Consider the following 23,973-nt stretch of genomic DNA (forward strand, 5'->3'; position numbering starts at 1 on the left):
GCTTTTCCATATCTACTGTATCTAAAACTTATGTTTTATTTTAATTAAAATAGCAGAAAATGAACTTGACCCTATTGTAGTGTCAATGATAAGAATTTTTTAGGAAGAATAATTTAAAACTGACATCTTACTAAAAAAAATTATGAAGAAAAAAACGGCAATTTATTTATTCATAGTTCTCTTTCTTTCAGCATGTATTACAGAAGAGAGAACTGCGGATTACTACGTAAAAAAAGGAAATGATACAGGTACATGGGATTGGTATAACGCTCTTTCATATTACGACAAGGCATTAGAGAAAGACCCTTCCAGTTATGATGCCTACATTGCCAGAGGAGCACTTTATTTATCCCTGAAAAAATATGACGAGGCAATAAAAGATTTTACGAACTCCTTGCATATAAACCCTGTTAATCCGCTTATACTGAGCAAAAGAGGAATAGCTTATCATGAAAAAAAAGAATATCAGAGCGCTATCTCTGATCTCAATAAAGCTATTGAAGTTGATAAAGCCAATAATATGAATACGCTTAAACCTGCTATATATGTGATTCTTGCTGATAGTTATTCAAAATTAGAGGAAGATGAGAAAGCAATTCTCTGTTTGTCAAAAGCAATTTCATTAATGCCTGAGGGTTCCGGTTTTTATAATGAAAGAGGTAAATTATATTTGAAGACCAAAAAATATGATTTAGCTGTATCTGATTTCAGCAAATCGATCGAGATAGAGCCGACATTTTTTGTAACTTATTTGGATCGTGCAGATGCCTATTCTTTAATGGGAAACTATCCAAAAGCATTGGCAGATTGCGAACAGGTGATAAAGATTGAAAAGGAAAGTAAGTATAGGCGCAGGCCAGATGTATATTACAAGAAAGGCGAGCTGCTTGAAAAGACGGGACGAAAAAGTGAAGCCTTAACTAATTATAAAATATTTGTTCGAAATGCTAATGAGGGCGACGCAGAAAACAAGAAAAAGGCAAAAGCTAAAATAGAAGAACTAGAATCAGCAGGAGTCAGCGAAGTCAAAAAAACTTCTTTTGAGGAAGCAGAGTCATTATTGGAAGTTGGGAAAACAGAGGCAGAAAACGGATTTGCATATAATGCCATTGAAGACTTTTCACAAGCAATCAAAATCAATCCAGGTTATCTGGAAGCTTATATAAAACGTGGTGATACATATCTTGCCATAGGGAATTTTAACAAGGCAAGTTCAGATTACGAGACTGCAATCAAAATAAAACCTGATGACGAAAGAGGTTATTTGGGACGTGCTAATATGTATTTCTTGAAAGAAGACTTCTATAAGTCCATGGACGTATTAACAAAAGCAATTGAGGTTAACCCTGCATCGAAGGAAGCATATCTTGCAAGAGGGTCGCTTTATACAAAGTTCAATAAATTAGATAAAGCTTTAGAAGATTTAACAAAGGCAATCGAAAACAATCCTTCATCAGCTTTAGCTTACAATACCAGGGGAAGCATTTACATTTATAGTAAAGAATATGACAAGGCTCTTGATGACTTTAATAAAACTATTGAACTTAATCCTCAAAATGAAACAGCCCTTATCAACAGAGGGCATTGCTATATGATGAAGAAAGAATTTGCGAAGGCTATAGCAGACAGCACAAAAGCACTTGAGATAAACCCGAACTCTAAAAATGCCTATTACAACCGTGGAAAGATATATCGCGAAAAAGGGGAATATGGGAGCGCGATTTCAGATTTTACTTCAGCGATCCTAAGCGATCCTGCATTTGCCTATGCGCACTACGAACGTGCTATTGCATATGAAAAAGCAGGGAAGAAAGAAGATGCTTTAAAGGATTTCAGGGAATTCCTTCTTTTTGCACCAACGTCTGATATGTCAAGTCTTGTTGAAGGTGTCTATACGCAGGAAAGAATAAAAGCCCTCGAAGCAGAATTAGCCGGTCAGTCTAAATAGTAGGGACAGATTTTAAAACCTGCTCCTACGGAATGTCTGCCCTCAATATTATCCTCTTTACATAAATGATGATGTAAAGATATTATTGGGTTATGAAGAATGTAAAAAGTGTAGATGAATGGTTCAGCCAGGCAGATTATGATTTAAGCTCTGCTGAAGTAATGTTGAAAGCAGGGAAATAAGTATACGCAGCGAAGAGGACATTGAAATGGTTAAAAGAGAAGTGCTGAAGGCGGTAAAATTTTTTAGAAATTGTTTGGAAGAGAAAGAAATTGATGTTACGAAAATAGTATTATTTGGCTCACAGCAAAGGGGAAATGCAGTAAATGAAAGCGATATTGACATTGTATTGGTTTCCTCTGATTTCAGGCGTAAAAGTCTTGTCAACAGGTTGATGCTTATCAAAGATGCTGAAGTAGCCACGATAAAAAAGTTCATGGTGCCTTTAGATGTTATTTTAATGACTCCTGAAGAATTTTGCAGCGATTCGTCCATTGTCGCAGGTTATGCAAGATCAGGAGAAGTGCTAGTCTAGGATGACAATGCTTACCTTCGACGAAAAAGCGAAGATATGGGACAGCGATGAGCGGCGCAATGCGCGGATAATGGAAATCGCAAAGTCCATAAAACGCAACGTGCCTTTCACAAAAAATATGACCGCGTTTGAATATGGCTGCGGAACAGGCACTGTCGCCTTATTTTTGTCCCCTCATCTTAAGCATATCACTCTGGCGGACAGCTCGACCGGAATGCTCGAAGTATTGCAGGAAAAGATCCGCACATCAGACGCAAAGAACATGACGCCTGTATATATCGACCTTATGAAAGATGAGGCGCCGAAGACACAATTTGATTTTGTTTACACATCGCTCACATTGCACCACATCATTGACACTGACAGGATTCTTAAGATACTCAATTCGCTTGTCGCAGACGGCGGCTTGTTTTGTGTCGTTGACCTTGACAGTGAAGACGGCTCATTTCATGGCGCGGGCTTTGACGGGCATAATGGCTTTGACCGTGATGAGTTTAAAGTGAAGCTGGAAAAGGCGGGGTTCAGCGATATATCTTTTAAAGATTGCTGTGTTGCGGAAAAAGAAACTGAAGGTAAATTGAATAAATTCTCTTTGTTTATCATGAACTGCCGGAAGTGAATTGCGCCACCCTCAATCCTCTTTGACATCCCTGCCTGTTTGGTTGTAATATCACCATTAAATGTGGTAGTTATAAAGGTTATCATTACCCGTGAAAATGGGAATCCAGAACAGGAGTGAAAAAGAATGTTTAAGTATATTGTGAAAAAAATAGTGGGGACAAGGAATGAACGCGTCCTCAATTCTCTAAACCCCATGCTGGAACAGGTAAATTCCTTTGAGCCGCAGCTTAGCAAGCTGGGAGATGAAGAGCTTCGCAACAAGACCCCTTATTTCAAGGAAAAGCTCGCGCAGGGTGCATCGCTCGATGATATCCTTCCAGAGGCTTTTGGTGTAGTGAGGGAAACGGCGCGCCGTACCCTCGGCATGCGGCATTTCGATGTGCAGATAATCGGCGGCATCATTCTCCACATGGGGAAGATTGCTGAAATGAAGACCGGAGAAGGAAAAACCCTTGTGGCAACTCTCCCCGTCTATCTTAATGCGCTTTCAGGCTTGGGTGTCCATGTCGTAACGGTAAACGATTACCTTGCAAGACGAGACTCAGAGTGGATGGGGCAGATTTACAGGTTTCTCGGACTTTCCGTCGGAGTCATCCTTCATGGTTTAAACGATGCAGAGAGAAAGGCTTCCTACGGGTCTGATGTCACCTATGGAACAAACAATGAGTTTGGTTTCGATTATCTCCGCGACAACATGAAGTACAGCGTAGAAGACCTCTGCCAGAGGGAGCTTAACTATGCCATCGTTGACGAAGTTGACAGCATTCTTATAGACGAGGCAAGAACGCCTCTCATCATATCCGGACCGACCGAGGAATCTATCGGCAAGTACGGCGTCATTGACAAAATAGTCCCGCGCCTTAAAGCAGAGACTGACTATACAATAGAAGAAAAGACGCGGACGGTTGCACTCACCGAAGAAGGTGTGCTTCATGCTGAAAAACTCCTGAATGTTGAAAATCTCTATGATCCTCGAAATATCGAACTCATCCATCATGTGAACCAGGCACTTAAAGCGCACACGATTTTTAAGCTCGATGTTGACTATGTTGTAAAGGATGGAGAGGTGTTAATCGTTGATGAATTCACCGGAAGGCTCATGCCCGGAAGGCGTTACAGCGATGGTCTGCATCAGGCACTTGAAGCAAAAGAAGGCGTTAAGATTGAAAATGAAAATCAGACACTTGCCACAGTAACATTCCAGAACTACTTCAGGATGTACAAGAAGCTTGCCGGCATGACCGGTACGGCTGATACAGAGGCTGAAGAGTTTCAGAAAATATATAAACTTGAAGTAATAGTGATCCCCCCGAATAAGCCGCTCCGGCGTCTTGAATATCCGGACTGTATTTACAGGACTGTTGACGAGAAATTCAGGGCAGTAGGTAATGAGATAGAAGAATGCTACAAGAAGGGGCAGCCCGTTCTGGTCGGCACAATCTCCATTGAAAAATCCGAGCTTCTTAGCACTTTGCTTAAAAAACGCGGAGTCAAACACAATGTCTTAAATGCCAAATACCATGAAAAAGAGGCTGAGATAGTTGCGCAGGCAGGAAGAAAAGGGACAATCACAATTGCAACCAACATGGCAGGCAGAGGAACTGATATTGTGCTGGGCGGAATTGACCCGGAAACAAAGGAAAAGGATCCTGAAAGAGAGAAAGAAGTCGTTTCTCTTGGCGGTCTCCATATAATAGGCACAGAGAGACATGAAAGCAGGCGAATAGACAACCAGCTTCGCGGGCGTTCAGGCCGTCAAGGGGATCCCGGTTCATCACGTTTCTATCTTTCCATGGAAGATGATCTTCTCCGTATATTCGGGATGGATAGGACATCAAACCTAATGGAAAAGATCGGGATGGAGAAAGACCAGCCCATCGAACATTCATGGATCACGAAGTCAATTGAGAGGGCGCAAAAGAATGTTGAGACCCATAACTTCAGCATAAGAAAACAGCTCCTTGAATATGACGATGTCATGAACCAGCAGAGAGAAGTAATATATGAGTTGAGGAAACAGCTCCTTGAAGAGGAAAAGATAGAGGAAGTCGTAGTTGAGATGATAGGCGAAGTAATAGATGGAATATTCGAAACCTATATGGATGAAGAAGACCTTGAAGTCCAGCATAAACAGATAGTTGATGCCATTTATCGCGAGTTTAGGGTTAACATAATCGAGAGCGGTGTAAAGCTTCTGGGTGTTGAGATGGATGAAGCCCGCGAGTCAGTTATAAAGCTTTTGACTGATGCGTACCGCGCAAAACATGAAGAAAGAATAACCAAGATTGGCGATGAGGCAGACAAGCTTGAGCGGATGATAGTTCTTCAGGCTGTTGACACCCACTGGAAAGATCACCTCCTTGCCATGGACCATCTTAAAGAAGGAATAGGACTTCGTGGTTATGCTCAGCTTGACCCTCTCGTTGAATACAAGAAAGAGGGGTATGCGATGTTTACCGCCATGATGGAGAGAGCTAAAGAGGATGCACTCGACCATCTCTACAAGGTTGAAGTTGTAAGCCAGGAGGAGATGTACGAAAGGCAGGAAAAGCAGAAAAGACAGCTTGATAAAATATCCATGAACCGCGGAGACGGGGAAGTAGCTAAGAAGCCGGTGCAGAGGACAACGGAGAAGGTCGGAAGAAACGATCCATGCCCATGCGGAAGCGGGAAAAAATATAAGAAATGCTGCGGTATTTCACAGGCAGCGTCAAGGTAGCGGGGCTGTGAGAAGATTTCACTATAGTGCGTTAATCTTTCTATGTGCCCTTATCACTCTTTTAACCACGTCATGTGTGAACTCAAAGAGAGAAGAAGCGATAAGGACAGCCGCAATTTATCATTCCGCAGGTATTAATTTTTTTGCTGACGGGAAATATAAGGAAGCAAGAAAAAACTTTGAAAATGCGGCAAGTCTCGACAGACAAAATTCTTATTATTTTAATGACCTTGCTCTTTCATGCGCAGAGCTTGGCGATATGACGTCTGCATCAAAATACTACAAGGAAGCCCTCAGGATTAACCCGGGACTTTCAGAAGCAAGGAACGGACTTGCAACTATTATGGCTCTCCAGGGAGACATGCCCGGGGCTATAATCGAATGGGAGAAAGTAATAACCGATCCATTGTACAAGTCACCCGGCATAGTCCATTACAATCTTGGGAAAGCGTATTTGAACCTTAATGATATGGGGAATGCGGAAACGCATTTTCAGCTGGCGCTTAAATTCAATCCATCCCATGAGAAAAGCCTTTATTCTCTTGGGCAGATAAATCATAAGCTCGGAAGAATAGACGAGGCGGCTTCTTTTTACAGGAGAGCTGTTGAGAATGACCAGAGCTTTACTCCGGCACATTACTACCTTGGAGAAATTCTTTTTATCCAGAAATCTTATAGTGATGCGTTAAAGGAATTCGGAAAGGTCATTGATGCAGGAGATGAACTGACATTGGCGGCAAAAGCAAGAGAGTATAGAGAAAAGATCAAAAAAGTTTTAGCTCCATAGGATGAAAAAATTTCCTTCTCTTTGTCTGTTGATTACCCTGTTTTTTTTTAGCCTATCTTTTCACTCTGCTGCCAATGATGAAATTACAGGAATAGGAATAGACGAAAAACTGGGTTCATATCTGCCGCTCGACATCGCATTTAAAGATGAGAAGGGAAGCAGCGCGACGCTCAAAAATCTCATAACAAAACCCACTGCCATTGCCCTTATTTATTACAGGTGCGGAAATGTATGTATGCCGCTCCTTGAAGGTATTTCAGAAACAATCAATGTGATGAAGCTTGAGCCTGAAAAAGACTATTCGCTCCTTACCATTAGCATTGACGGAAGCGATACTCCGCAGATGGCGATGGAAAAGAAGAATGACTGCTTCAAAAGGCTTAACCAAAAGTTTCCTGAAAATGGCTGGCGATTTTTAACTGGAACAACTGACAACATAAAGAGGCTTACAGATTCCGTAGGTTTCAGATACAAGAAGGATGGAGATGAATTCCTTCATCCTGTGGCGCTAATAATAATTTCTTCAGACGGCAAGATAGTCCGCTATCTCTACGGAAAGACATTCCTTCCCTTTGATTTAAAGATGTCTTTAACGGAAGCGGCGCAAGGGAGAATAGGCTCATCGATGAACAGGGTTTTGCCCCTTTGTTTTAAATATGACCCTCAGGGGAAAAGATATGTTTTTAACATCCTGCGTGTTTACGGTGTTGTAATGATAGTGTTCCTTGTTGTATTTATATATTTTCTGACAAGGAAAAGGAAAAATAAATATGGATAACACTCAACCAAGTTTCCTTGATGCAAGCGGAAAATACACCGGCATCAGGGGATGGATATTTTCCACTGACCATAAACGGATAGGAATCCTTTATCTCATATCCATGATGACATTCTTCCTCACCGGAGTTGTTCTTGGACTTCTTATGAGGCTTGAGTTGATAGCGCCTGGCCCCACCATCATGTCTGCCCAAACCTACAATGCGGCCTTTACGGTTCACGGCGTAATAATGATTTTCCTTTTTATAATCCCCGGTATTCCTGCCGTGTTCGGGAATTTTTTCCTTCCTATCCATATTGGTGCAAAGGATGTTTTTTTTCCGAGACTTAATCTTCTTTCATGGTGGCTTTTTATCACCGGAGGAGTACTTGCCGTTGTTTCCCTCTTTGCAGGCGGCGGACCGGTTGATACAGGATGGACATTTTATGCCCCATACAGCATAAGGACAGGCACAGACGTTTCCCTTGCCGTGTTTGCAGCGTTCGTCATCGGTTGTTCATCAATACTAACAGGGGTGAACTTTATCACAACCATTCACAGACTGAGGGCACCGGGGATGGATTTTTTCAGGATGCCCCTTTTCTCGTGGTCCCTTTATGCGACAGGATGGATACAGATTCTTGCAACACCGGTAATAGGCATCACACTTCTTCTTGTTATATGCGAGAGGTTTTTTGGCGTTGGTTTTTTTGACCCGTTAAAGGGAGGAGACCCGCTCCTCTTCCAGCATCTCTTCTGGATTTATTCTCATCCTGCGGTCTATGTAATGATAATCCCTGCAATGGGAGTGGTAAGCGAGATTATTCCTGTCTTTTCGCAGAAGAATGTTTTCGGATACAAAACCATAGCATATTCAAGCCTAGCTATCGCGTTCATAGGGTTCTTTGTCTGGGGGCATCATATGTTCACAAGCGGGATAAGCGATACATCACGCGTGTTTTTTTCAGTCATCACTTTCATTGTGGCAGTGCCGAGCGGGCTCAAGGTTTTCAACTGGGTGGCAACGCTTTATAAAGGCTCTATTGAATTAGTATCGCCCTTCCTCTACACGCTTTCATTTATATTTCTATTTTCGCTTGGCGGTCTTCTGGGGCTTGTAAACGGTGCTCTTGCCACAAACATTCATATCCATGACACCTACTTCATAGTCGGTCATTTCCATTACGTCATGTTCGGCGGGACTGCCATAGCTTTTTTTGGAGGCCTTCATTACTGGTTCCCCAAGATGTTCGGAAAGAATTACAATGAAAGGCGGGCTGTGATTGCATGGGTGGTTCTTTTCATAGGTTTCAACTTACTTTATTTTCCCATGCTGGTTCTGGGCTGGGAAGGGATGCCGCGAAGATACTACGATTATCTTCCTGAATTCCAGACAGGCAATGTAATATCCACCGTGGGCTCATGGATACTTGTCAGCGGGCTTATACTGATGCTGAGTAACTTGGTGAGTGCATTGATAAAAGGAGAGAAGGCTGAGATGAACCCCTGGGATGGAACCACTCTGGAATGGACGATATCATCACCTCCGCCTCACCACAATTTCGAGAAGATTCCTGTAATAGAGCATGGACCTTATGAGTTCAGGAGAGGTGCAGGTGGCGGTGGAAAAAAATAGCGATTTTACAGGCTCCAGAGTAGGGATGTGGCTTTTCCTTTTTACGGAGCTTTTGTTCTTCGGCGGACTTTTTCTTCTTTATGCGGTATTCCGTGCCACGCATCCCGAGGAATTCCACAGGGCTGCACATGACCTTAGTATAACTCATGGTTTTTCCAATGTAATAATACTTCTTACGAGCAGTCTTACTATGGTGCTTTCAATTACGGCGCTCCAAAAAAAAGACAAGAGGGCTTCTAAAATTTTTCTCATAGTCACAATCATTCTTGGCTTCGCATTTCTTGTTAACAAGTTTTTTGAATGGAGTGAAAAGATAGGGCACGGCATTTATCCGAATTCGCCGGAACTCCTTCAACGAGGAGCCGGGGAGACTCTTTTTTACGGCCTTTACTATGTGATGACAGGCCTTCACAGCCTCCATGTGATTGGAGGGGTGTTCGTGCTTTCAATAATGTTTATTTTTTTAGAGAACGGGACAATCAACGGAGATGACTATGTGAAGCTTGAAAACACAGGGCTTTACTGGCATTTCGTTGATATTATCTGGATATTCCTTTTCCCTTTGTTCTATTTAATTACATGATTAATAACATGCTTAACAATATTAATGACAAGATGAAGAACAGGACTACAAGCTCAAATGGCAGCAGCCATCATTCTGTAAATTATGGTGTTTACATTTATACATGGCTTGCGCTCCTTGTTCTTGCCGGATTGACCGTTGTCGTAGCGAAAATGAATTTAGGGAGACTTAGCATTGTCACAGCACTTGCCATCGCTGCGGTTAAATCTGTTCTTGTACTTTTTGTATTCATGAATCTAAGAAACGAGGAAAGGCTTTTCAGGATTATGCTTTCAGTTTCTGTCATTGTCCTTTTTCTCATAATAGCATTTACTTTTTTTGATATCTCATTCAGGTAGGTTGATAAAGTGTGGTCTGAACCTTCTTCATCAGCAGTAAAAGTTGATAATGTATTTATGTATATTCTGGGGATAGATTTTCTTCTCCTCTTTGCAGTCACAGTTGTGATGATTTATTTTGTCATAAGATACAACCGGAAGCGGAATCCCGTAGCCTCAGATGTCGCTGACAATCCTACCCTTGAAGTTGTATGGACTGTGATTCCATTGGTGCTTGTCCTTTCAATGTTCTTTTACGGATGGATGGAGTTTAAAGCTATCAGGCTTGTCCCCCCCGATGCAATGCCTGTAAAAGTAAGTGCAAGGATGTGGTCATGGCAATTTACTTATGAGAACGGCAAGCAGAGTGATGAGCTAAATGTCCCGGTCGGGAAGCCTGTAAAACTTCTCCTCTCTTCAGAGGACGTTATACACAGTTTCTATGTTCCTGCATTCAGGGTAAAGGAGGACGCTGTTCCGGGGATGCAGACTTATGTCTGGTTTCAGCCTGATAGACAGGGAACGTACAGCATAATGTGCGCGGAATACTGCGGGCAGAGGCACTCCTATATGATGTCAAAAGTGAATGTCATGTCTCAGAAGGAATTTGAAGAATGGAATGAGGGGGAATCAAAAGGAGCGCAGATGGGTAAAGACATTGTTAATACTAAAGGCTGCACCGGATGCCACAGCATAGACGGCTCTGTGATAGTCGGCCCGTCATTCAAGGGATTGTATAACAGCAAAGTTGTTGTTGTCACAGCAGGGAAGGAAAGAGAAGTTGCCGCTGATAAAGAGTACTTGATAAAATCCATCCTTGAACCTAACGCAGATATTGTAAAAGGCTTCCAGCCCATCATGCCGCCGCAGAAAGGAAATCTCACTGATGCAGAAATGGAAGAGATAGTGGAGTATCTGGAGACCGTGGAGTAATTATGTCTATTGGATCACTTAAATTATTGTTGTAGTTAGTTTCCAGTGTTTCAAAATCATAGTCTAAGAACACTCCTCTATATGTTGAAGTATAAGAATATGTCCGGCTCGTAAAAGTTATAGTTTTTGTTTCGCCTTTTTTAAGGCCTTCACAACGCTTTTTGGCAATAGGACCATACCCAATAGCTAACCTTTCACGTACAGATTGATAAGATGTAAGTGGATAAGATGACATCAATAGTCCAACGTTAAAAGAAGAAGACTTAGCATCACCAATATTTTTTATAGTTACTGTTATCTCATATTTGTCGTATTTGATGTTCGTGTGGTTATTATATTTCACTTTAGAACTAATGACTTTTAAATCTGATGTAAGTGCTGGGCCGGGCTTTCCGGCACGCACTGGCAATACATGAAAATTATTATCCTTGTCACTACTGGCAACATCACCGTCTGACATTCTGACAAGCCATGCATTAGATTTTTTGCTGGAATCAGTAGATGAAGACCAGAGATAGTCTGATTCTATATTAACAAAAGGATTATCTTTAGGTAGTGCTGGGTTATTGTTTGAGTAATCAATAAGACTTAATAGCTCATTCCTGTTCGGAAGGCGCCAGTCTTTATGCCCAAGATAGCGGGCATTATTTAAGCATTCTATATAACCAAGAGCATTCGACCATGTTTGTGCTTCACCGGAACATGATTCTTCTAAAGATGAATTTAATTCTTTTGCCCATGAAAGTCCTGTAGATTTATCGTTTATACTCCCATTTCCGTTATCAACGAACCTATGCTTTGGTAAATCAGCACCAGTTTTGGTATTTCCATCTTGACCGGTCTTATTACAGGGTATTTCAAGTCCCGATGAATCATAGCACTTGATCTGTCCTGTTTGAGGAAGTTGAATAATAGGTTCAGAGAATTTTTTTGATTTATCCACACTTCGGACTGGTAAGATGTAATGTATGTCGTTGTTTTTATCTCCACTGTCAATCTCACCTGTCTGCATGTCAAAAATCAATGCACTACTTTTATTGTCAGGATAGCTTGTTGATGACCAGTACCATTCAGACTTTACTTTAAAAAAACCATTTTTATTAAGCCATTTTGAAATCTTTGGTTTCCCTAAATTCTTAAGACTTTCAATTTCACGGATGTTTGGCATCCGCCAATCGCTGTAGCCAAGATATGTGTTGTTGTTAAGGCATTGTACATATTCCAGTGAGCTTTGCCATGTTTGTGCCCCGCCATTACACAGAGTTACATTGGGAGTATTACCTTTTTGCACCCACATTAGACCTGTTAGCTTGTCAGTAATAGTTTCATTTTTATCAGCAATAAACCTATCTTGAGGAAGAGTAACTCCTGCACGTATGTCTCCATCTTGTCCGGTTTCATAACAGGGAAACAACTTTTTTCCAGAAGAATAGTAGCACGTCTCCTGTCCGGTTTGGGGCAAACGTGCGAGTTCAGCTGAAGCAGTTATTGTAGTTATAAACGGAATAACCAATATACTAAAAAAATATAAAATGTTCTTAAACATTTAGATTATTAAAGATAAGATTATAATTAATATTTATTTAAATATACCTAATTACATTATCCTTAAGCAACTATGAAATCTAAAATAATTTAAAATCAGCACATTAATTTGAAAACAGAGTCTATTGAGCCTGCCTGAATAAGAGCTTGTTGAATGTATCCTCAGGGATAAATGCGATTATCCTTGAAAGTGTGAATACAAAACCTAGCGATAAAATTATCCGGCCAATTAAAACACCGGAGATATGTCCTCCCAGAAGCATCATTAAAATCGTATCTTCTATAATTCCGTGGCAGAGGCTCAGCAATACGATTACGGAGAAGATGTCTTTCGCGTTAAGTATTTCTTTTTTTGCTTCTATTATTATGAGACCGCTGCCGTAGACCATTCCAAGGAGCATTCCCACAATTATGATGGAGCTTGCAGACTCAGGAATCTTGAGGACATTGAGAAATGGTCGCAGTAATTTTACGATAATGTCTGTAATACCCGTTATCTCGAAAAGTTTAAGGATGATATTCAAAGAAAGAATAATAATAAATATAAGACCAAGCCTTTTTACTTCGCTTAAAGCCCAGCTTAAAATCGTTTCATCTTGCATCTTCGGAAACCATGACAATACTGCCCTGTGCTGAAGCGTATTGGTAAGTTGAAAAATAAGATTTAAAGACCATCCGTAAAAAAGCGCTCCAAATATCCTCATGGCAGTAGTGAATCTTAAGCGTACTCCGGCAGTCCGCGCAAAACTTAATTCTATTGGCAATGAGTGTGCTATTAGCATCATGGAAGTAAGCACTGTGATCTGTGCGGTTGTGAGTTGTACATCATGCACAAATGATGCGTAAACAGTCATACCCGCATAGAGATTGGTTGACATAGCGGTTGCCCAGACAAGCCCCATGCTGCCTGGAAGTCCCACGATGTTCATGAAAGGATTTAAAGCCTGCGCCAGATAATCGATTGCCCCAAGTTCTTTTAGGATTTTAACTGCAATGGAAACAACGATTATGACCTTGAAGAGGTCAAGACTTGCCTTTATTGAGTTTATAAAAATCTTTTTTAAGTCAGCATTCATAAGTTTAAAAGTAGAATTTATTTTTTTATATTATAACAATTTACTATTGTCTAATACTTGAACTACCGGACTTTTTGAGCTTTCATATTTCTTCTGTTTGCTATATAAAAAAATGTTATGAAAAAAATATTTATAATCATTTTATTGCCGCTCTTCCTGCTCACATTCTCCTGTTCAAAAGAGGAGAATGCTGAACCTCTTCAGCGTGTAAGGATTGCATTCCTCAATAACGACCTTCACCAGCTTGCCGCTTATGTGGCTCTTAACAACGGCTATTATACGAAACAGGGACTTCAGGTAGAGGTGGCGGGGATATTCAAGGCAGGACCTGAGGAGATGTCCGCTTTTTCAGCAGGGGAGATTGATGCTGGTTATGTGGGGCTTGCCCCTGCGGTAATAGCAACCGTCAATGGTGTTGCAGATGTAATGCTGCTTGCTCAGGTAAACAACGAAGGCTCGTCAATTGTAGTTCCGTCGGAAAGCTCGCTCACTGCTTCATCTTTAGATTCAGCGGACAAGAAATTTTTACAGCTTGCGGGAAAAAAGATTGCCATACCGGGTAAGGGAACAATGCAGGACTTTCTTATAAAGCGCGCTATTGAGAAATGGAAACCTGAGCCAGCGCCATCGGACATAGTGATAAAGCCGCCTGAGATGCTTCCTACGCTCGTTAATGGAGATGTAGATGCATTCATTTCCTGGGAGCCATATCCTACGATGGCTGAAAAGGACGGCAGAGGGAAGGTTATTATAAACTCCGGAGAGATATGGGAAAACCATCCATGCTGTGTGCTTGTGGGAAACAGGAAATTCATTGAAGATGATTATGACAGGGCGGCACGCATTATAAAAGCCCATGTTGAAGCGACTGAATTTATAAAGCAGAACCCTGACAGGGCTGTTATCATTGGAATGAGTTATACAGGGCTTGACGAGAGTACAGTTAGAAAAGCGATAGGGAAGATAAAGTATGTCTATTATCCGGAACCTGAAGGCTATAAAGATTTTCTAAGTTTCCTGATTAAGTTCGGTTATATAAAACAGACAGACCCTGAAAGCTTCTTGAAAAGGTTTTTTGATGAAAAGCTATGGAAAGGCTTTTAGGCTCATTGGCGGCAAACTCTCCGGTTTAAAGCCGCTGGTCGTATTATTTCTATTTTTCGAGGCTCTCTCTTTTCTTTCCATTATACCGGCAAGAATATTCCCGGCGCCTTCCCGGATTGCAAAAGGAATATGGGAACTTGCCTCCTACGGGATGCCTCCGGGCTATCTGCTTTTTGGCCATTTTACGTCAAGCCTGGTACGGGTCTTCTTCGGCTTTACGTCAGCCCTTCTCGCGGCTTTCCCTCTTGGGATTATAATCGGGCGGTCTGAAAAAATAAAAAAACTGATTAATCCATTGATAGAGATGATTCGTCCCATACCGCCGCTGGCATGGCTTCCAATATCAGTTCTCTGGTTCGGGCTTGGAATAATCTCAAAAAGTTTTCTTATTTTTCTCGGCGCTTTTTTCCCTATCCTTTCAAACACAGTCCTCGGCGTTATGTCTGTTGACAGGGCTATAATTGACGGAAGTCTTACTCTGGGGGCAGAAAGACGCTCTCTGCTGTTAAAGGTTATAGTCCCCGCATCAATGCCTTCTGTGTTCACGGGAATGAGAGTGGGGCTTGGCATCGGCTGGATGACCCTTGTGGCGGCAGAGCTTACCGGTGTGAAGAGCGGATATGGTCTCGGCTACATGATAATGACCGCCCGCGATTTACAGCGCATTGATTTGATTTTTGCAGGAATGGTTATAATAGGTTTATCAGGGTATCTAATGGATTCCGGCATAAGCTTGCTTGAAAAAAAGGTCCTTGCATGGAGAGTTGATGACACTGCTGAAGATAGATAACATAACCAAGAGATTCAGAAATAATGGAGCCTTGGCTGAACCGCTTGAAGTTTTGTCAGGAGTTTCAGTAGATATAAAGAAAGGGGAATTCCTTTCCATAATGGGTCCCAGCGGATGCGGAAAATCAACATTGTTAAGAATTCTTGCAGGGCTTGAAAAACCAGATTCCGGCAGAGTGACTATTGATGGAAAAGCGATTGAAGGCCCGGGGAAGGGGACTGTTCTCGTTTCGCAGAAGAATGACCTTCTCCCATGGAGGACTGTGCTTCAAAATATCGAGTTTGGTCTTGAGTTGAGAAAAGTAAATGCAAAGGAGCGGAGGGAGAAGGCAATGGAGCTTATTTGTTCCTTCGGACTCGAAAGCTTCAAGGACTTTTATCCTTCGAAGCTTTCCGGAGGAATGATGAGAAAGGTTTCTTTTTTAAGGGTGATGGTATTGCGCCCTGAAGTCATATTGATGGACGAGCCTTTTGTTTTTCTCGACAGGGAGCACAGCTTCGAACTTCAGAAATTTCTCCAGACTGCATGGATTGATTTAAAATTTACCATGGTTTTCGTAAGCCACAGCATTGATGAGGCTCTATACCTTGGAGAGAGGCTTATAATATTCACCAGGAGACCTGTATCTATAAAGCAGGAGATTAATATTCCTTTGAAATTTCCCCGCGACAGGTGGGGGAAGGAGTTTGCAGATTTCAGGGATGAAGTTGAGAACATGGTAAGAGAGGGAAGATAACAGAACATGGAAGAAAACCGTATCACTACAATAATTATTTCCATATTCTTCCACGCACTGCTTATAGTAGCTCTTGCACTGGCAGTTAAATTTCCTGTCAATGATGTAAAAGACAAGTTCAATGTCCTTGTCTATAATCTGAATCCTCCGGTAAAGGCTCCGCCTGACTCACAGAGCAGGACAAATCTCAAATCAGAACAGCGGTCGCAGGGTGCTTCAAAGCTTGCTCCTGAAAGTATTGAAGAACCATTGAAAGGGCTTAAGAAAGGTCCTGATACCAGAGCCGTGCCGCAACCGATTCCTATGCCTCCGCCCCAGTTTTCAATGCCCCGGCCGGGAGATGGATATCCGGCAAAGCGTCCGCAGGCATCAACACCTCCCCGCGAGCAGTCTAAGCAACCCAATCTTACATATAACAAAGCGAGCGAGCCTCAACAGACTGATAATGTTGAATCTAAAAAAACTTTAAGCCAGCCAGAGAAGAGGGAGCTTGAGGAAACAATGGATGCGGTCCGCAGGGGAAGCGGCACTCCTGGGAGTAAAGGCGCGTTCTCGCCTATGGCTCCTAATCCGGATCTTCTTTCCAAGTTTGCAGGTGAGGTCGGGCTTGGAGGAAGTGATGAAGAAGGGGAAGGGGGGACAGGGAATAAGGGAAGCTCCGGGCATGTGGTAAGTCTTGATACAACGGATCTAAAATATTTTTCCTATTTCAGACATCTGAAAGAACTTATAGAAGGTGTATGGGTTTATCCCAAGATTGCAAGGGAACGCGGCATTGACGGCCAGCTTATAATGGAGTTCACGATAAAAGAGGATGGGACTCTTGCATCGGCTAAAATTTTAAGCTCGTCCGGTTATCCATTTCTCGATGAAGCTGCAAAACGTGCGCTTTCCGATGCATCGCCATTCCCTCCTTTGCCAAAACGCTGGGAGAAAAAGGAGCTTACAATCTCAGGGAACTTCACATACTATTTGTATAATAAAATGAGATAGGGATAATATTGCAGGATTTAACATTCTTAACAGGAAAACTTTTATGATTGCAGAACTTCTTTCGGTTGGCACAGAATTTCTTCTCGGCCAGATAGTTGATACGAACACTTCTTATCTATCTCAGAAGCTTGCGGAGATAGGAGTTTCCGTTTATTTCAAGCAGACAGTAGGCGACAATGTGGAGCGGATGAAGGAGGTCATGAAAAATGCATTGATGAGAGCGGACGTTATTATCATATCAGGAGGGCTTGGGCCCACTGAGGATGACTGCACAAGGCAGGCAGTTGCGGAGTTTATGGGAAAGCCTCTTCAGCCTGACAGCGGGACTATTGAAAAACTCCGCGGTTACTTTTCAATGCGCGGCATAGATATGCCAAAGAACAACGAGGTTCAGGGATACTTCCCGGAGAGTGCGAAAATAATTGTAAACCCGCGGGGGACAGCACCCGGCTTTATGGTTGAAAAGGACGGCAAATTCATCTTTGCCCTTCCGGGAGTGCCGGGTGAGTTCAAAGGGATGACAGATGATTTGGTTATCCCCATGCTTCTTGAATTATCAGGTGAAAGAAAGACCATCAAATCAAGAGTCATAAAGACAATCGGAATGTCAGAGTCGAAGATAGCGGAGATATTGAAGGACCTTTTTATGGAATATACGAACCCTACAATTGCCTACCTTGCCGGGGATTCAGGGATAAGTATAAGGATAACGGCAATGGCTGAAAATGCCGGGACTGCCGATGCCATGATAGCCGAGCTTGAAGCGAAGGTGAGAGAGCGTCTTAAAAAAATCATTTACGGCACAGATGATATGACATTGGAAGAGGTCATAGGGAATCTTATGAGAGATAAGGGATTAAAGCTTGCAATTGCAGAGTCATGCACTGGAGGTCTCATCGCAAACAGGATAACTGATGTGCCCGGAAGCTCAGAATATTTTGAGAGAGGTTACGTGACTTACAGCAATTCTTCAAAGGCTCTGGAGCTCGGCGTTCCGGGTGATACGATAGTGACTCATGGAGCAGTGTCTGAGGAAGTGGCGCTTGCCATGGCTGAAGGGGTAAGGAAAATCGCTGACACGGATATAGGGATAGGGGTCACGGGGATTGCAGGCCCGGGGGGCGGGACAGAAGAGAAACCTGTAGGACTTGTCTATATCGCATTGGCTACAGAAAAATATTCCTGCGTAAGGCATTTCCGCTTCCCGTGGGACAGGAAGAGAAACAAGCATTTTGCGGCGCTGATGACGCTTGATCTTTTGAGAAAATATCTGATGGGATATTTAGAGAATAAGATAAATGGAATCTGAATATGAATTATTTATTCACATCTGATTCTGAAAATGAAACTTTCGGGCTTGGTATTAAAATAGGAGAACTGCTCTCGGGCGGAGAGTTCATAGCTCTTTCAGGAGAACTTGGGGCAGGCAAGACTTATTTTACGAAAGGGATTGTTAAAGGTCTGGGCGCTGACCCGGAAGAAGTGGTAAGTCCTACATTTACTCTAATAAATGAATATCCCGGCAAGCTTAAGATATACCATGCTGATTTTTACAGGATAATCTCTTCATCTGACGTCGAATCAACGGGCATCTGGGAGTATCTTGATGATGAGAGCGGAGTTGTAATAGTCGAGTGGGCAGATAAATTCAAAGACATTCTCCCTGAGGAGAGGCTTGATGTGCAGATTGTAAGTATCAGTGAAGAAAAAAGGGAGATAATAATCTCTGCATTTGATGACAGGCATTCTGAAATCATAAAAAAAATAATTGATCTTTCTAAAAACATAAAATGAAAATAATAACTTCCCATATAAATGCGGATTTTGATGCATTTGCCTCAATGATAGCCGCAGGAAAGCTCTATCCGGCTGCAAAGGTTGTTTTTGCAGGCTCGCAGGAAAAGGTTTTGAGGGACTTCTTAAAAAGACAGGGGATGAAATTCAAATATCTGAACTGCAGTGATATTGACATTTCGAAGATAAAAGAACTTGTCCTGGTAGATGTCAGAAAACCTGACAAAATCGGACCCTTTAAGGAAATTGCTGTCAAAAAGGAAGTTAAGATTCACATCTATGACCACCATCCTGCCGCATCATCTGACATTAAGGGAGACAAGGAAGTAATCGTGAAGCGCGGCGCTACGACAACAATTATGGTTGAAATACTCCGCAGAAAAAGAAAAAAGATAACGCCAGATGAAGCGACTTTACTGATTATGGGGATTTATGAGGAGACAGGGTTTCTCACTTTCCATTCCACTACCAATCAGGACCTCGAGGCGGCGGCATATCTCGTAAAGAACGGTGCTGACATAGGAATGGTAAGGGAATATTTCAAGCATGATATCGACGAGAAACAGCTTAATATCTTAAACCAGCTTCTTTCTTCCATTAAGACTTTTCCGGCAGGAGATAAAAAGGCAGGGATCGCAGTTGCTACTGCGGAAGAATTCATTGATGACGCATCCCTTGTCGTAAACCGCGTCATGGATATGCGGGGATTGAACGCAATAGCTGCGCTTCTCAGGATGGATGACAAGATATATCTGATCGCAAGAAGTTCTTCGGACATGGTTGATGCGTCGAAACTTGCATCCATGTTTGGCGGCGGAGGGCATAGCGACGCAGCCTCAGCAGTGATTAAAGATTTGACTCTTTATGAGGCGATTGAAGAGGTAAAATCCTTTTTTGAAAAGATAGTCCCCGATAAAGTTGTAGCTGAAGATATAATGACGCGTACGCCGCTTACGGTAAAATCAACATCAAAGATATCTGATGCATTAAAAAAAATAAACAGGTTCCACTTCAACATTGTGCCGGTGATTTCCCAAAAGAACACTGTTGTTGGGACAATGAACAGGAAGATTCTTGAGAAGGCCGTCTCGCACGGCATGGGAAATGAAAAGGTCGAAAAATATATGAATGAAGAACTCTGGTCTGTCTCGACAGACGCTCCAGTGGAGTTGGTCATAAGGATAATGATCACTGAAAAAATCCCTTTCCTCTCTGTCCTTCATGGAAACAGCTTAAAGGGAGTTATTACGAGGAGCGACCTGATAAAGCATATCGGTGACAGCACGATGCTCGAAGAAATATCAGGGACAGGAGAACCTGAGTGGAAACTGAAAGGGGAGGGATTCTTCAAGGAAAAAAACGTTGGAAAGATGATCGAGGAAAGGATGCCTGCTTCAATAATGAAGTATCTTGATATAATACGGGATATCGCTGATAAAAAACATATCAATGCTTATCTGGTTGGAGGGACGGTGCGGGACCTTCTGCTGGCTGAGGGAAACTTTGAAAGTAATTATGATATAGACATTGTAGTTGACCATGCAGGGATCCTTTTTACCAAAGAGTTCGCATCAAGGGTCGGAGGAAAGAGCAAAAGCCACGGAAGGTTCGGTACCTCTTCCGTGTTCTTTCCCGAAGGACTGAGGATAGATATTGCAACTGCAAGGGCGGAATTTTATGAATCTCCCGCCAAACTTCCTATTGTAATCCCGGGGTCCCTTAAAAGGGATCTTTACCGTAGAGACTTTACCGCCAATGCCCTTGCCATAAGGCTTAACGGTTCCCCGCCTAACATGCTTATTGATTATTTCGGAGGACAGCGCGACATAAAGGAAAGGGTGCTTCGCGTACTGCACAGTTTAAGTTTTGTTGAAGATCCGACACGCGCATTCAGAGCACTCCGCTTCGAGGCACGTCTGGATTTCCGGCTTGGCAAGCAGACAGAATTACTGATCAAAGATGCTGTGGCAAGAGGAGTCTTTCACAAAGTTTCAGGCAAAAGAATACTGGCTGAACTCATACTAATACTTAAGGACAAGAACTGCATAGGAGCGCTTAAAAGGATGGAGGAGCTTGAGTTGCTTTCGGCTGTAAACCCGGAGCTTTCATTTAAGGGTGAAAGCGAGAGCCTGTTTAAAAGCATAGAGAAGATTCTTGACTGGTACGAGGTATCTTTTCCTGACAAGCATCTTGATTCATGGCTTGTATATTTCATGGCCTTGTGCCACCGGTACAATATTAATGAGCTTGAAACGATATGCGACAGACTTTCGGTGCCGACTACTGTTAGAAATCAATTACGCGCGTCCATAGCTGCCGAGAGTATCCTCAAGAAACTTGATATCAAAGAGAAGCCGAAGCCTAGCCTTATACATTCAGTTCTTGGCAGTGCAGGCAGAGAGATGATTATTTTTCTCATGGCTCTTACAAAGAATGAGCATGTAAGAAAATCTGTTTCTACTTTTCTTGTGAACCGCCCGCAGGCAACAAGGGAGATAAGCGGTCACGACCTTAAAAAAATAGGAATCCCTCCGGGACCTCTCTATACAAAGATACTCGATGAAGTGAAGAATGCACGGATAGACGGGGTGGTAAAGGACCGCGACGGTGAAATTGCGCTCGCCAGGAAGCTCTTTGAAAAGTACAGATAACAGAATATCAAAATATCATCATCATTTATCATCTATTGATACAGTTCACTGTATCATTTCATGCTATTTCCCCCAAAGCTAATTATCTAATTTCGAATCAGTAAACCATGTCAAAATAAATAATCTGGGATTATCAATAGGTTGCAGCGACTTTGAGGTTGAAAACTATTCTTGGCATTGGAATTGCTATATCTATAGCAGGATGCAACATTGGATATAACAACTAAGCCAAATAGTCAGGCTAAAACAGGAGGAAGTAACATGAAAAAGATTCTAACGGCAGCAGTATCAATGGTTTTTATGACCCTATTCGTTTCTACTATCTCTTTTGCAGATATAAATAAGCCGGGAAGCGTTGGCTGGAAACCGCCAGTCAGGTCTCAACAGATGAAAATCAGCAAAACTGCTGATAGCAACTCTGGCGGTACGGCAGAGAAACAATTAGCAAAATCCTGCTCTTGCACATCAAAACAAGGAAGTGGGAGTAATGAGACGTCCGGACCTTGCAAAGCAAATTAGCAATCTGTAACAGAATCAATTAGTCATTTGATAGAATTTAGATAAGATAAGATTTAGGTAAGATAAGGTTAAATACTAAAGCTCCCCCAGCTCCTGCCGGGGGAGCCTTCAATTGTGAGACTTTTGTTTTTTTATTAATGAAATGGAGTTTTGTGAATGAATTGCCTGCCAATAGATATTGATAAAGTTGAAGAATTCAGGACATTCTTCCCGGAAATTTTAAGCCTTATTGAATCTTATACGGACAAAGATGAAAGCATTGCTCTGGATTTGTTTAACAGTTATTTCAAGACCAGTGAGATTTCAGAAAGGCTTAGGAATGAAGGTATAGCGGTTCCGAAAGTTATGATAATAAGCCCGACGATGAGATGTAATCTAAGCTGTGTCGGTTGTTACTCAAAGAAATACTCTCGTGAAGATGAGCTTGCTTTAGAGGAGCTGGACAGAGTGATTACCGAGTCTGAAAGACTTGGAGTATTTTTTTTTATAATCAGCGGAGGAGAACCATTTATAAAAGAAGGGTTGTTTGATGTTTTAAAAAATCACAGAAGTTCATTCTTCTGGATTTTCAGCAATGGCACATTGTTTAATAAAGAATTAGCTGCGGAGGTTAAAGAAAAGTTTACCGGATTTCTGATTTTTAGTCTTGAGGGATTCGAAGATGAGACTGATTCCTGGAGGGGAAAAGGAACTTATAAAAAAGTGGCAAAGGCTATGGAATATGCAAGAGGAGAAGGTATCCCATTTGGATTTTCAGTAACACCCACAAAACTCAATCTCGATGCTCTGACAGGAGGAGAATTCCTGGATAAAATGATTAAGAGGGGATGCACAATAGGGATATTCTCACACTATAATCATTCTGCAAATGTACCTGATGTTTATTCCTGCGATCAGAAAGAGAGGGAATCACTTAAATCCTGCGTTAAGAAAGCTAATGAAGAGAAAAAGATTTTTTTAATAGATACAAGATATATGGAAGAGCTTGGCGGAGGTTGTTGCGGTGGGAACGAGATTTTGCACATAAACTCGCAAGGCTATGTTACTCCCTGCCCATTGCTGAATATTACTGCTGATAGTATAAGAGAAAAAAGTTTAAAAGATATTTTGCGTTCAGAGTTGTTTTCAGACATTCGCGGCAGGAGGAGCTCATTTATAATCGGGTCTTGTCCAGATACTAATGTTTAACTTATTTCTTTGATTAAAATATTCTTATATCGTTCAGTAATAAAGCTGGGTGGGCTTTAGAACATGAAGCCTAAATTTATTGCCAACAACACCAGAATGGAAATCCTTTCTCATCCCTAACCTTCATGATTTTATCGCCTTTCTTTACTTCAGCGGCCATGATTGATGGTTTCCCTTGAAATGTGCATTTTGATCCTTTTACTTCAATCTTATCTCCTGGTTCAATCGCATAGTCCTGATTTTCAATATACCATGCGGGACCTAAATGAACTGGCACTATTTCTTTGTCAGTTTTTAGGAGTATCTGTATTCCAAGTGTCATTCCTTCCATGGGGGTAATTTTTTCAACTTTCTCCACTACTCCGCTAATGGTTTCGACAGTTTTAGGATTGTAAATTTTTCCATAATTGGACAATGGACTCCAACCAACACTTCCTGGTTTATGCTGAGCAAAAGATGCTGTAGAAGTAATAAGCGTCAAGGCTGAAATTAATGCGATTAAAATAAAAATTTTTCTCATAATCTTAACCTCCATTTTCATTTTTAGCCCACCCAGTTTTATCTAAGTTAAGAAAATTTTATTTATCTTCAATGTTATAATTATAACGCTATGATATATTAAATGGGATTTATTCTAAAAATAATATGTCTTTTTTATAAGTCAAGCTGACAGGATTGTTGTGATAGCAAGTTCGCCCCTTCCCGCCAAAGGAAAGACAAATTTCATGAAACTCCATGAAA

The 23,973-nt window shown here is 41.8% G+C and carries 22 protein-coding genes; 19 read left to right on the plus strand and 3 right to left on the minus strand.

Annotation, left to right across the window (positions count from 1 at the left end):
• The first annotated feature begins 142 nt into the window (after window positions 1-142).
• The 10 genes from HZA77_06030 to coxB all read left to right on the plus strand — a co-directional run bounded on the left by HZA77_06030 (window position 143) and on the right by coxB (window position 10,836).
• On the plus strand, window positions 143-1,948 hold the full coding sequence (locus HZA77_06030) for a tetratricopeptide repeat protein (GenBank protein ID MBI5374973.1): 1,806 nt from the start codon (window positions 143-145) through the stop codon (window positions 1,946-1,948).
• A 208-nt stretch (window positions 1,949-2,156) separates the two neighbouring features.
• Window positions 2,157-2,483 (plus strand): nucleotidyltransferase domain-containing protein, encoded by a 327-nt coding sequence (locus tag HZA77_06035; GenBank protein ID MBI5374974.1) that lies wholly within the window; start codon window positions 2,157-2,159, stop codon window positions 2,481-2,483.
• A 1-nt stretch (window position 2,484) separates the two neighbouring features.
• Window positions 2,485-3,102, plus strand: coding sequence for a class I SAM-dependent methyltransferase (locus HZA77_06040; protein ID MBI5374975.1), 618 nt, complete (start codon window positions 2,485-2,487; stop codon window positions 3,100-3,102).
• A gap of 126 nt (window positions 3,103-3,228) precedes the next feature.
• Window positions 3,229-5,823 carry a preprotein translocase subunit SecA gene (gene secA / locus HZA77_06045; protein MBI5374976.1) on the plus strand — a complete coding sequence of 865 codons (2,595 nt, stop codon included), beginning with the start codon at window positions 3,229-3,231 and terminating at the stop codon, window positions 5,821-5,823.
• A 7-nt stretch (window positions 5,824-5,830) separates the two neighbouring features.
• Complete coding sequence (locus HZA77_06050) at window positions 5,831-6,610, plus strand: tetratricopeptide repeat protein (GenBank protein ID MBI5374977.1); 780 nt, start codon at window positions 5,831-5,833, stop codon at window positions 6,608-6,610.
• A gap of 1 nt (window position 6,611) precedes the next feature.
• A complete protein-coding gene (locus HZA77_06055) occupies window positions 6,612-7,388 on the plus strand; it encodes an SCO family protein (GenBank protein MBI5374978.1) in 777 nt (258 codons plus the stop codon).
• Window positions 7,381-9,003, plus strand: coding sequence for a cytochrome c oxidase subunit I (gene ctaD / locus HZA77_06060; protein MBI5374979.1), 1,623 nt, complete (start codon window positions 7,381-7,383; stop codon window positions 9,001-9,003). The genes HZA77_06055 and ctaD overlap by 8 nt, the downstream gene beginning before the upstream one ends.
• Window positions 8,963-9,586, plus strand: coding sequence for a cytochrome c oxidase subunit 3 (locus HZA77_06065; GenBank protein ID MBI5374980.1), 624 nt, complete (start codon window positions 8,963-8,965; stop codon window positions 9,584-9,586). Before ctaD ends, HZA77_06065 begins: the two co-directional genes overlap by 41 nt.
• A gap of 8 nt (window positions 9,587-9,594) precedes the next feature.
• On the plus strand, window positions 9,595-9,924 hold the full coding sequence (locus HZA77_06070; protein ID MBI5374981.1) for a cytochrome C oxidase subunit IV family protein: 330 nt from the start codon (window positions 9,595-9,597) through the stop codon (window positions 9,922-9,924).
• A gap of 9 nt (window positions 9,925-9,933) precedes the next feature.
• Window positions 9,934-10,836, plus strand: coding sequence for a cytochrome c oxidase subunit II (gene coxB / locus HZA77_06075; protein MBI5374982.1), 903 nt, complete (start codon window positions 9,934-9,936; stop codon window positions 10,834-10,836).
• Here the strand turns inward: coxB and HZA77_06080 are convergent.
• Both HZA77_06080 and HZA77_06085 read right to left on the minus strand, forming a co-directional pair.
• Window positions 10,784-12,298: a DUF1566 domain-containing protein gene (locus HZA77_06080; protein ID MBI5374983.1), complete on the minus strand. Its 1,515-nt coding sequence runs from the start codon at window positions 12,296-12,298 to the stop codon at window positions 10,784-10,786. The two genes, coxB and HZA77_06080, sit on opposite strands and share 53 nt — an antisense overlap.
• 205 nt (window positions 12,299-12,503) lie before the next feature.
• The gene (locus HZA77_06085) at window positions 12,504-13,457 is read right to left on the minus strand and encodes a hypothetical protein (GenBank protein MBI5374984.1); all 954 of its coding nucleotides are present in this window, start codon (window positions 13,455-13,457) and stop codon (window positions 12,504-12,506) included.
• Window positions 13,458-13,574: 117 nt separating this feature from the next.
• On the opposite strand from HZA77_06085, the gene HZA77_06090 reads away from it, so the two are divergent.
• The 9 genes from HZA77_06090 (at window position 13,575) to HZA77_06130 (ending at window position 23,232) form a co-directional block, all read left to right on the plus strand.
• Window positions 13,575-14,561, plus strand: coding sequence for an ABC transporter substrate-binding protein (locus HZA77_06090; protein ID MBI5374985.1), 987 nt, complete (start codon window positions 13,575-13,577; stop codon window positions 14,559-14,561).
• A complete protein-coding gene (locus tag HZA77_06095; protein MBI5374986.1) occupies window positions 14,536-15,351 on the plus strand; it encodes an ABC transporter permease in 816 nt (271 codons plus the stop codon). Before HZA77_06090 ends, HZA77_06095 begins: the two co-directional genes overlap by 26 nt.
• Window positions 15,329-16,087, plus strand: coding sequence for an ABC transporter ATP-binding protein (locus HZA77_06100; GenBank protein MBI5374987.1), 759 nt, complete (start codon window positions 15,329-15,331; stop codon window positions 16,085-16,087). The genes HZA77_06095 and HZA77_06100 overlap by 23 nt, the downstream gene beginning before the upstream one ends.
• Window positions 16,088-16,093: 6 nt before the next feature.
• Window positions 16,094-17,080 (plus strand): energy transducer TonB, encoded by a 987-nt coding sequence (locus HZA77_06105; GenBank protein ID MBI5374988.1) that lies wholly within the window; start codon window positions 16,094-16,096, stop codon window positions 17,078-17,080.
• Window positions 17,081-17,123: 43 nt separating this feature from the next.
• Complete coding sequence (locus HZA77_06110) at window positions 17,124-18,389, plus strand: competence/damage-inducible protein A (GenBank protein ID MBI5374989.1); 1,266 nt, start codon at window positions 17,124-17,126, stop codon at window positions 18,387-18,389.
• 2 nt (window positions 18,390-18,391) lie between these two features.
• Window positions 18,392-18,874, plus strand: coding sequence for a tRNA (adenosine(37)-N6)-threonylcarbamoyltransferase complex ATPase subunit type 1 TsaE (gene tsaE, locus HZA77_06115; protein ID MBI5374990.1), 483 nt, complete (start codon window positions 18,392-18,394; stop codon window positions 18,872-18,874).
• Window positions 18,871-21,525 (plus strand): CBS domain-containing protein, encoded by a 2,655-nt coding sequence (locus HZA77_06120; protein MBI5374991.1) that lies wholly within the window; start codon window positions 18,871-18,873, stop codon window positions 21,523-21,525. Before tsaE ends, HZA77_06120 begins: the two co-directional genes overlap by 4 nt.
• Before the next feature lie 261 nt (window positions 21,526-21,786).
• Window positions 21,787-22,044 carry a hypothetical protein gene (locus HZA77_06125; GenBank protein MBI5374992.1) on the plus strand — a complete coding sequence of 86 codons (258 nt, stop codon included), beginning with the start codon at window positions 21,787-21,789 and terminating at the stop codon, window positions 22,042-22,044.
• Between the two features lie 156 nt (window positions 22,045-22,200).
• On the plus strand, window positions 22,201-23,232 hold the full coding sequence (locus HZA77_06130; GenBank protein MBI5374993.1) for a radical SAM protein: 1,032 nt from the start codon (window positions 22,201-22,203) through the stop codon (window positions 23,230-23,232).
• Window positions 23,233-23,308: 76 nt separating this feature from the next.
• Here the strand turns inward: HZA77_06130 and HZA77_06135 are convergent, their stop codons facing one another.
• Window positions 23,309-23,752: a DNA-binding protein gene (locus HZA77_06135; GenBank protein MBI5374994.1), complete on the minus strand. Its 444-nt coding sequence runs from the start codon at window positions 23,750-23,752 to the stop codon at window positions 23,309-23,311.
• Window positions 23,753-23,973 lie beyond the last annotated feature (221 nt).

This window comes from Candidatus Schekmanbacteria bacterium (assembly GCA_016219965.1).
GTDB lineage: Bacteria > Schekmanbacteria > GWA2-38-11 > GWA2-38-11 > J061 > JACRJM01.

Excerpts from the sequence above, each read along its gene's own strand:
- HZA77_06095 (MBI5374986.1), top strand. The coding sequence starts at position 14,536 with ATGAAAAGCTATGGAAAGGCTTTTAGGCTCATTGGCGGCAAACTCTCC.
- HZA77_06035 (MBI5374974.1), top strand. The coding sequence starts at position 2,157 with ATGGTTAAAAGAGAAGTGCTGAAGGCGGTAAAATTTTTTAGAAATTGT.
- HZA77_06100 (MBI5374987.1), top strand. The coding sequence starts at position 15,329 with ATGACACTGCTGAAGATAGATAACATAACCAAGAGATTCAGAAATAAT.
- HZA77_06130 (MBI5374993.1), top strand. The coding sequence starts at position 22,201 with ATGAATTGCCTGCCAATAGATATTGATAAAGTTGAAGAATTCAGGACA.
- ctaD (MBI5374979.1), top strand. The coding sequence starts at position 7,381 with ATGGATAACACTCAACCAAGTTTCCTTGATGCAAGCGGAAAATACACC.
- HZA77_06030 (MBI5374973.1), top strand. The coding sequence starts at position 143 with ATGAAGAAAAAAACGGCAATTTATTTATTCATAGTTCTCTTTCTTTCA.
- HZA77_06105 (MBI5374988.1), top strand. The coding sequence starts at position 16,094 with ATGGAAGAAAACCGTATCACTACAATAATTATTTCCATATTCTTCCAC.
- HZA77_06055 (MBI5374978.1), top strand. The coding sequence starts at position 6,612 with ATGAAAAAATTTCCTTCTCTTTGTCTGTTGATTACCCTGTTTTTTTTT.
- HZA77_06125 (MBI5374992.1), top strand. The coding sequence starts at position 21,787 with ATGAAAAAGATTCTAACGGCAGCAGTATCAATGGTTTTTATGACCCTA.
- HZA77_06085 (MBI5374984.1), bottom strand. The coding sequence starts at position 13,457 with ATGAATGCTGACTTAAAAAAGATTTTTATAAACTCAATAAAGGCAAGT.
- HZA77_06090 (MBI5374985.1), top strand. The coding sequence starts at position 13,575 with ATGAAAAAAATATTTATAATCATTTTATTGCCGCTCTTCCTGCTCACA.
- secA (MBI5374976.1), top strand. The coding sequence starts at position 3,229 with ATGTTTAAGTATATTGTGAAAAAAATAGTGGGGACAAGGAATGAACGC.
- HZA77_06110 (MBI5374989.1), top strand. The coding sequence starts at position 17,124 with ATGATTGCAGAACTTCTTTCGGTTGGCACAGAATTTCTTCTCGGCCAG.
- HZA77_06120 (MBI5374991.1), top strand. The coding sequence starts at position 18,871 with ATGAAAATAATAACTTCCCATATAAATGCGGATTTTGATGCATTTGCC.
- HZA77_06065 (MBI5374980.1), top strand. The coding sequence starts at position 8,963 with ATGAGTTCAGGAGAGGTGCAGGTGGCGGTGGAAAAAAATAGCGATTTT.
- HZA77_06040 (MBI5374975.1), top strand. The coding sequence starts at position 2,485 with ATGACAATGCTTACCTTCGACGAAAAAGCGAAGATATGGGACAGCGAT.
- HZA77_06070 (MBI5374981.1), top strand. The coding sequence starts at position 9,595 with ATGCTTAACAATATTAATGACAAGATGAAGAACAGGACTACAAGCTCA.
- HZA77_06135 (MBI5374994.1), bottom strand. The coding sequence starts at position 23,752 with ATGAGAAAAATTTTTATTTTAATCGCATTAATTTCAGCCTTGACGCTT.
- tsaE (MBI5374990.1), top strand. The coding sequence starts at position 18,392 with ATGAATTATTTATTCACATCTGATTCTGAAAATGAAACTTTCGGGCTT.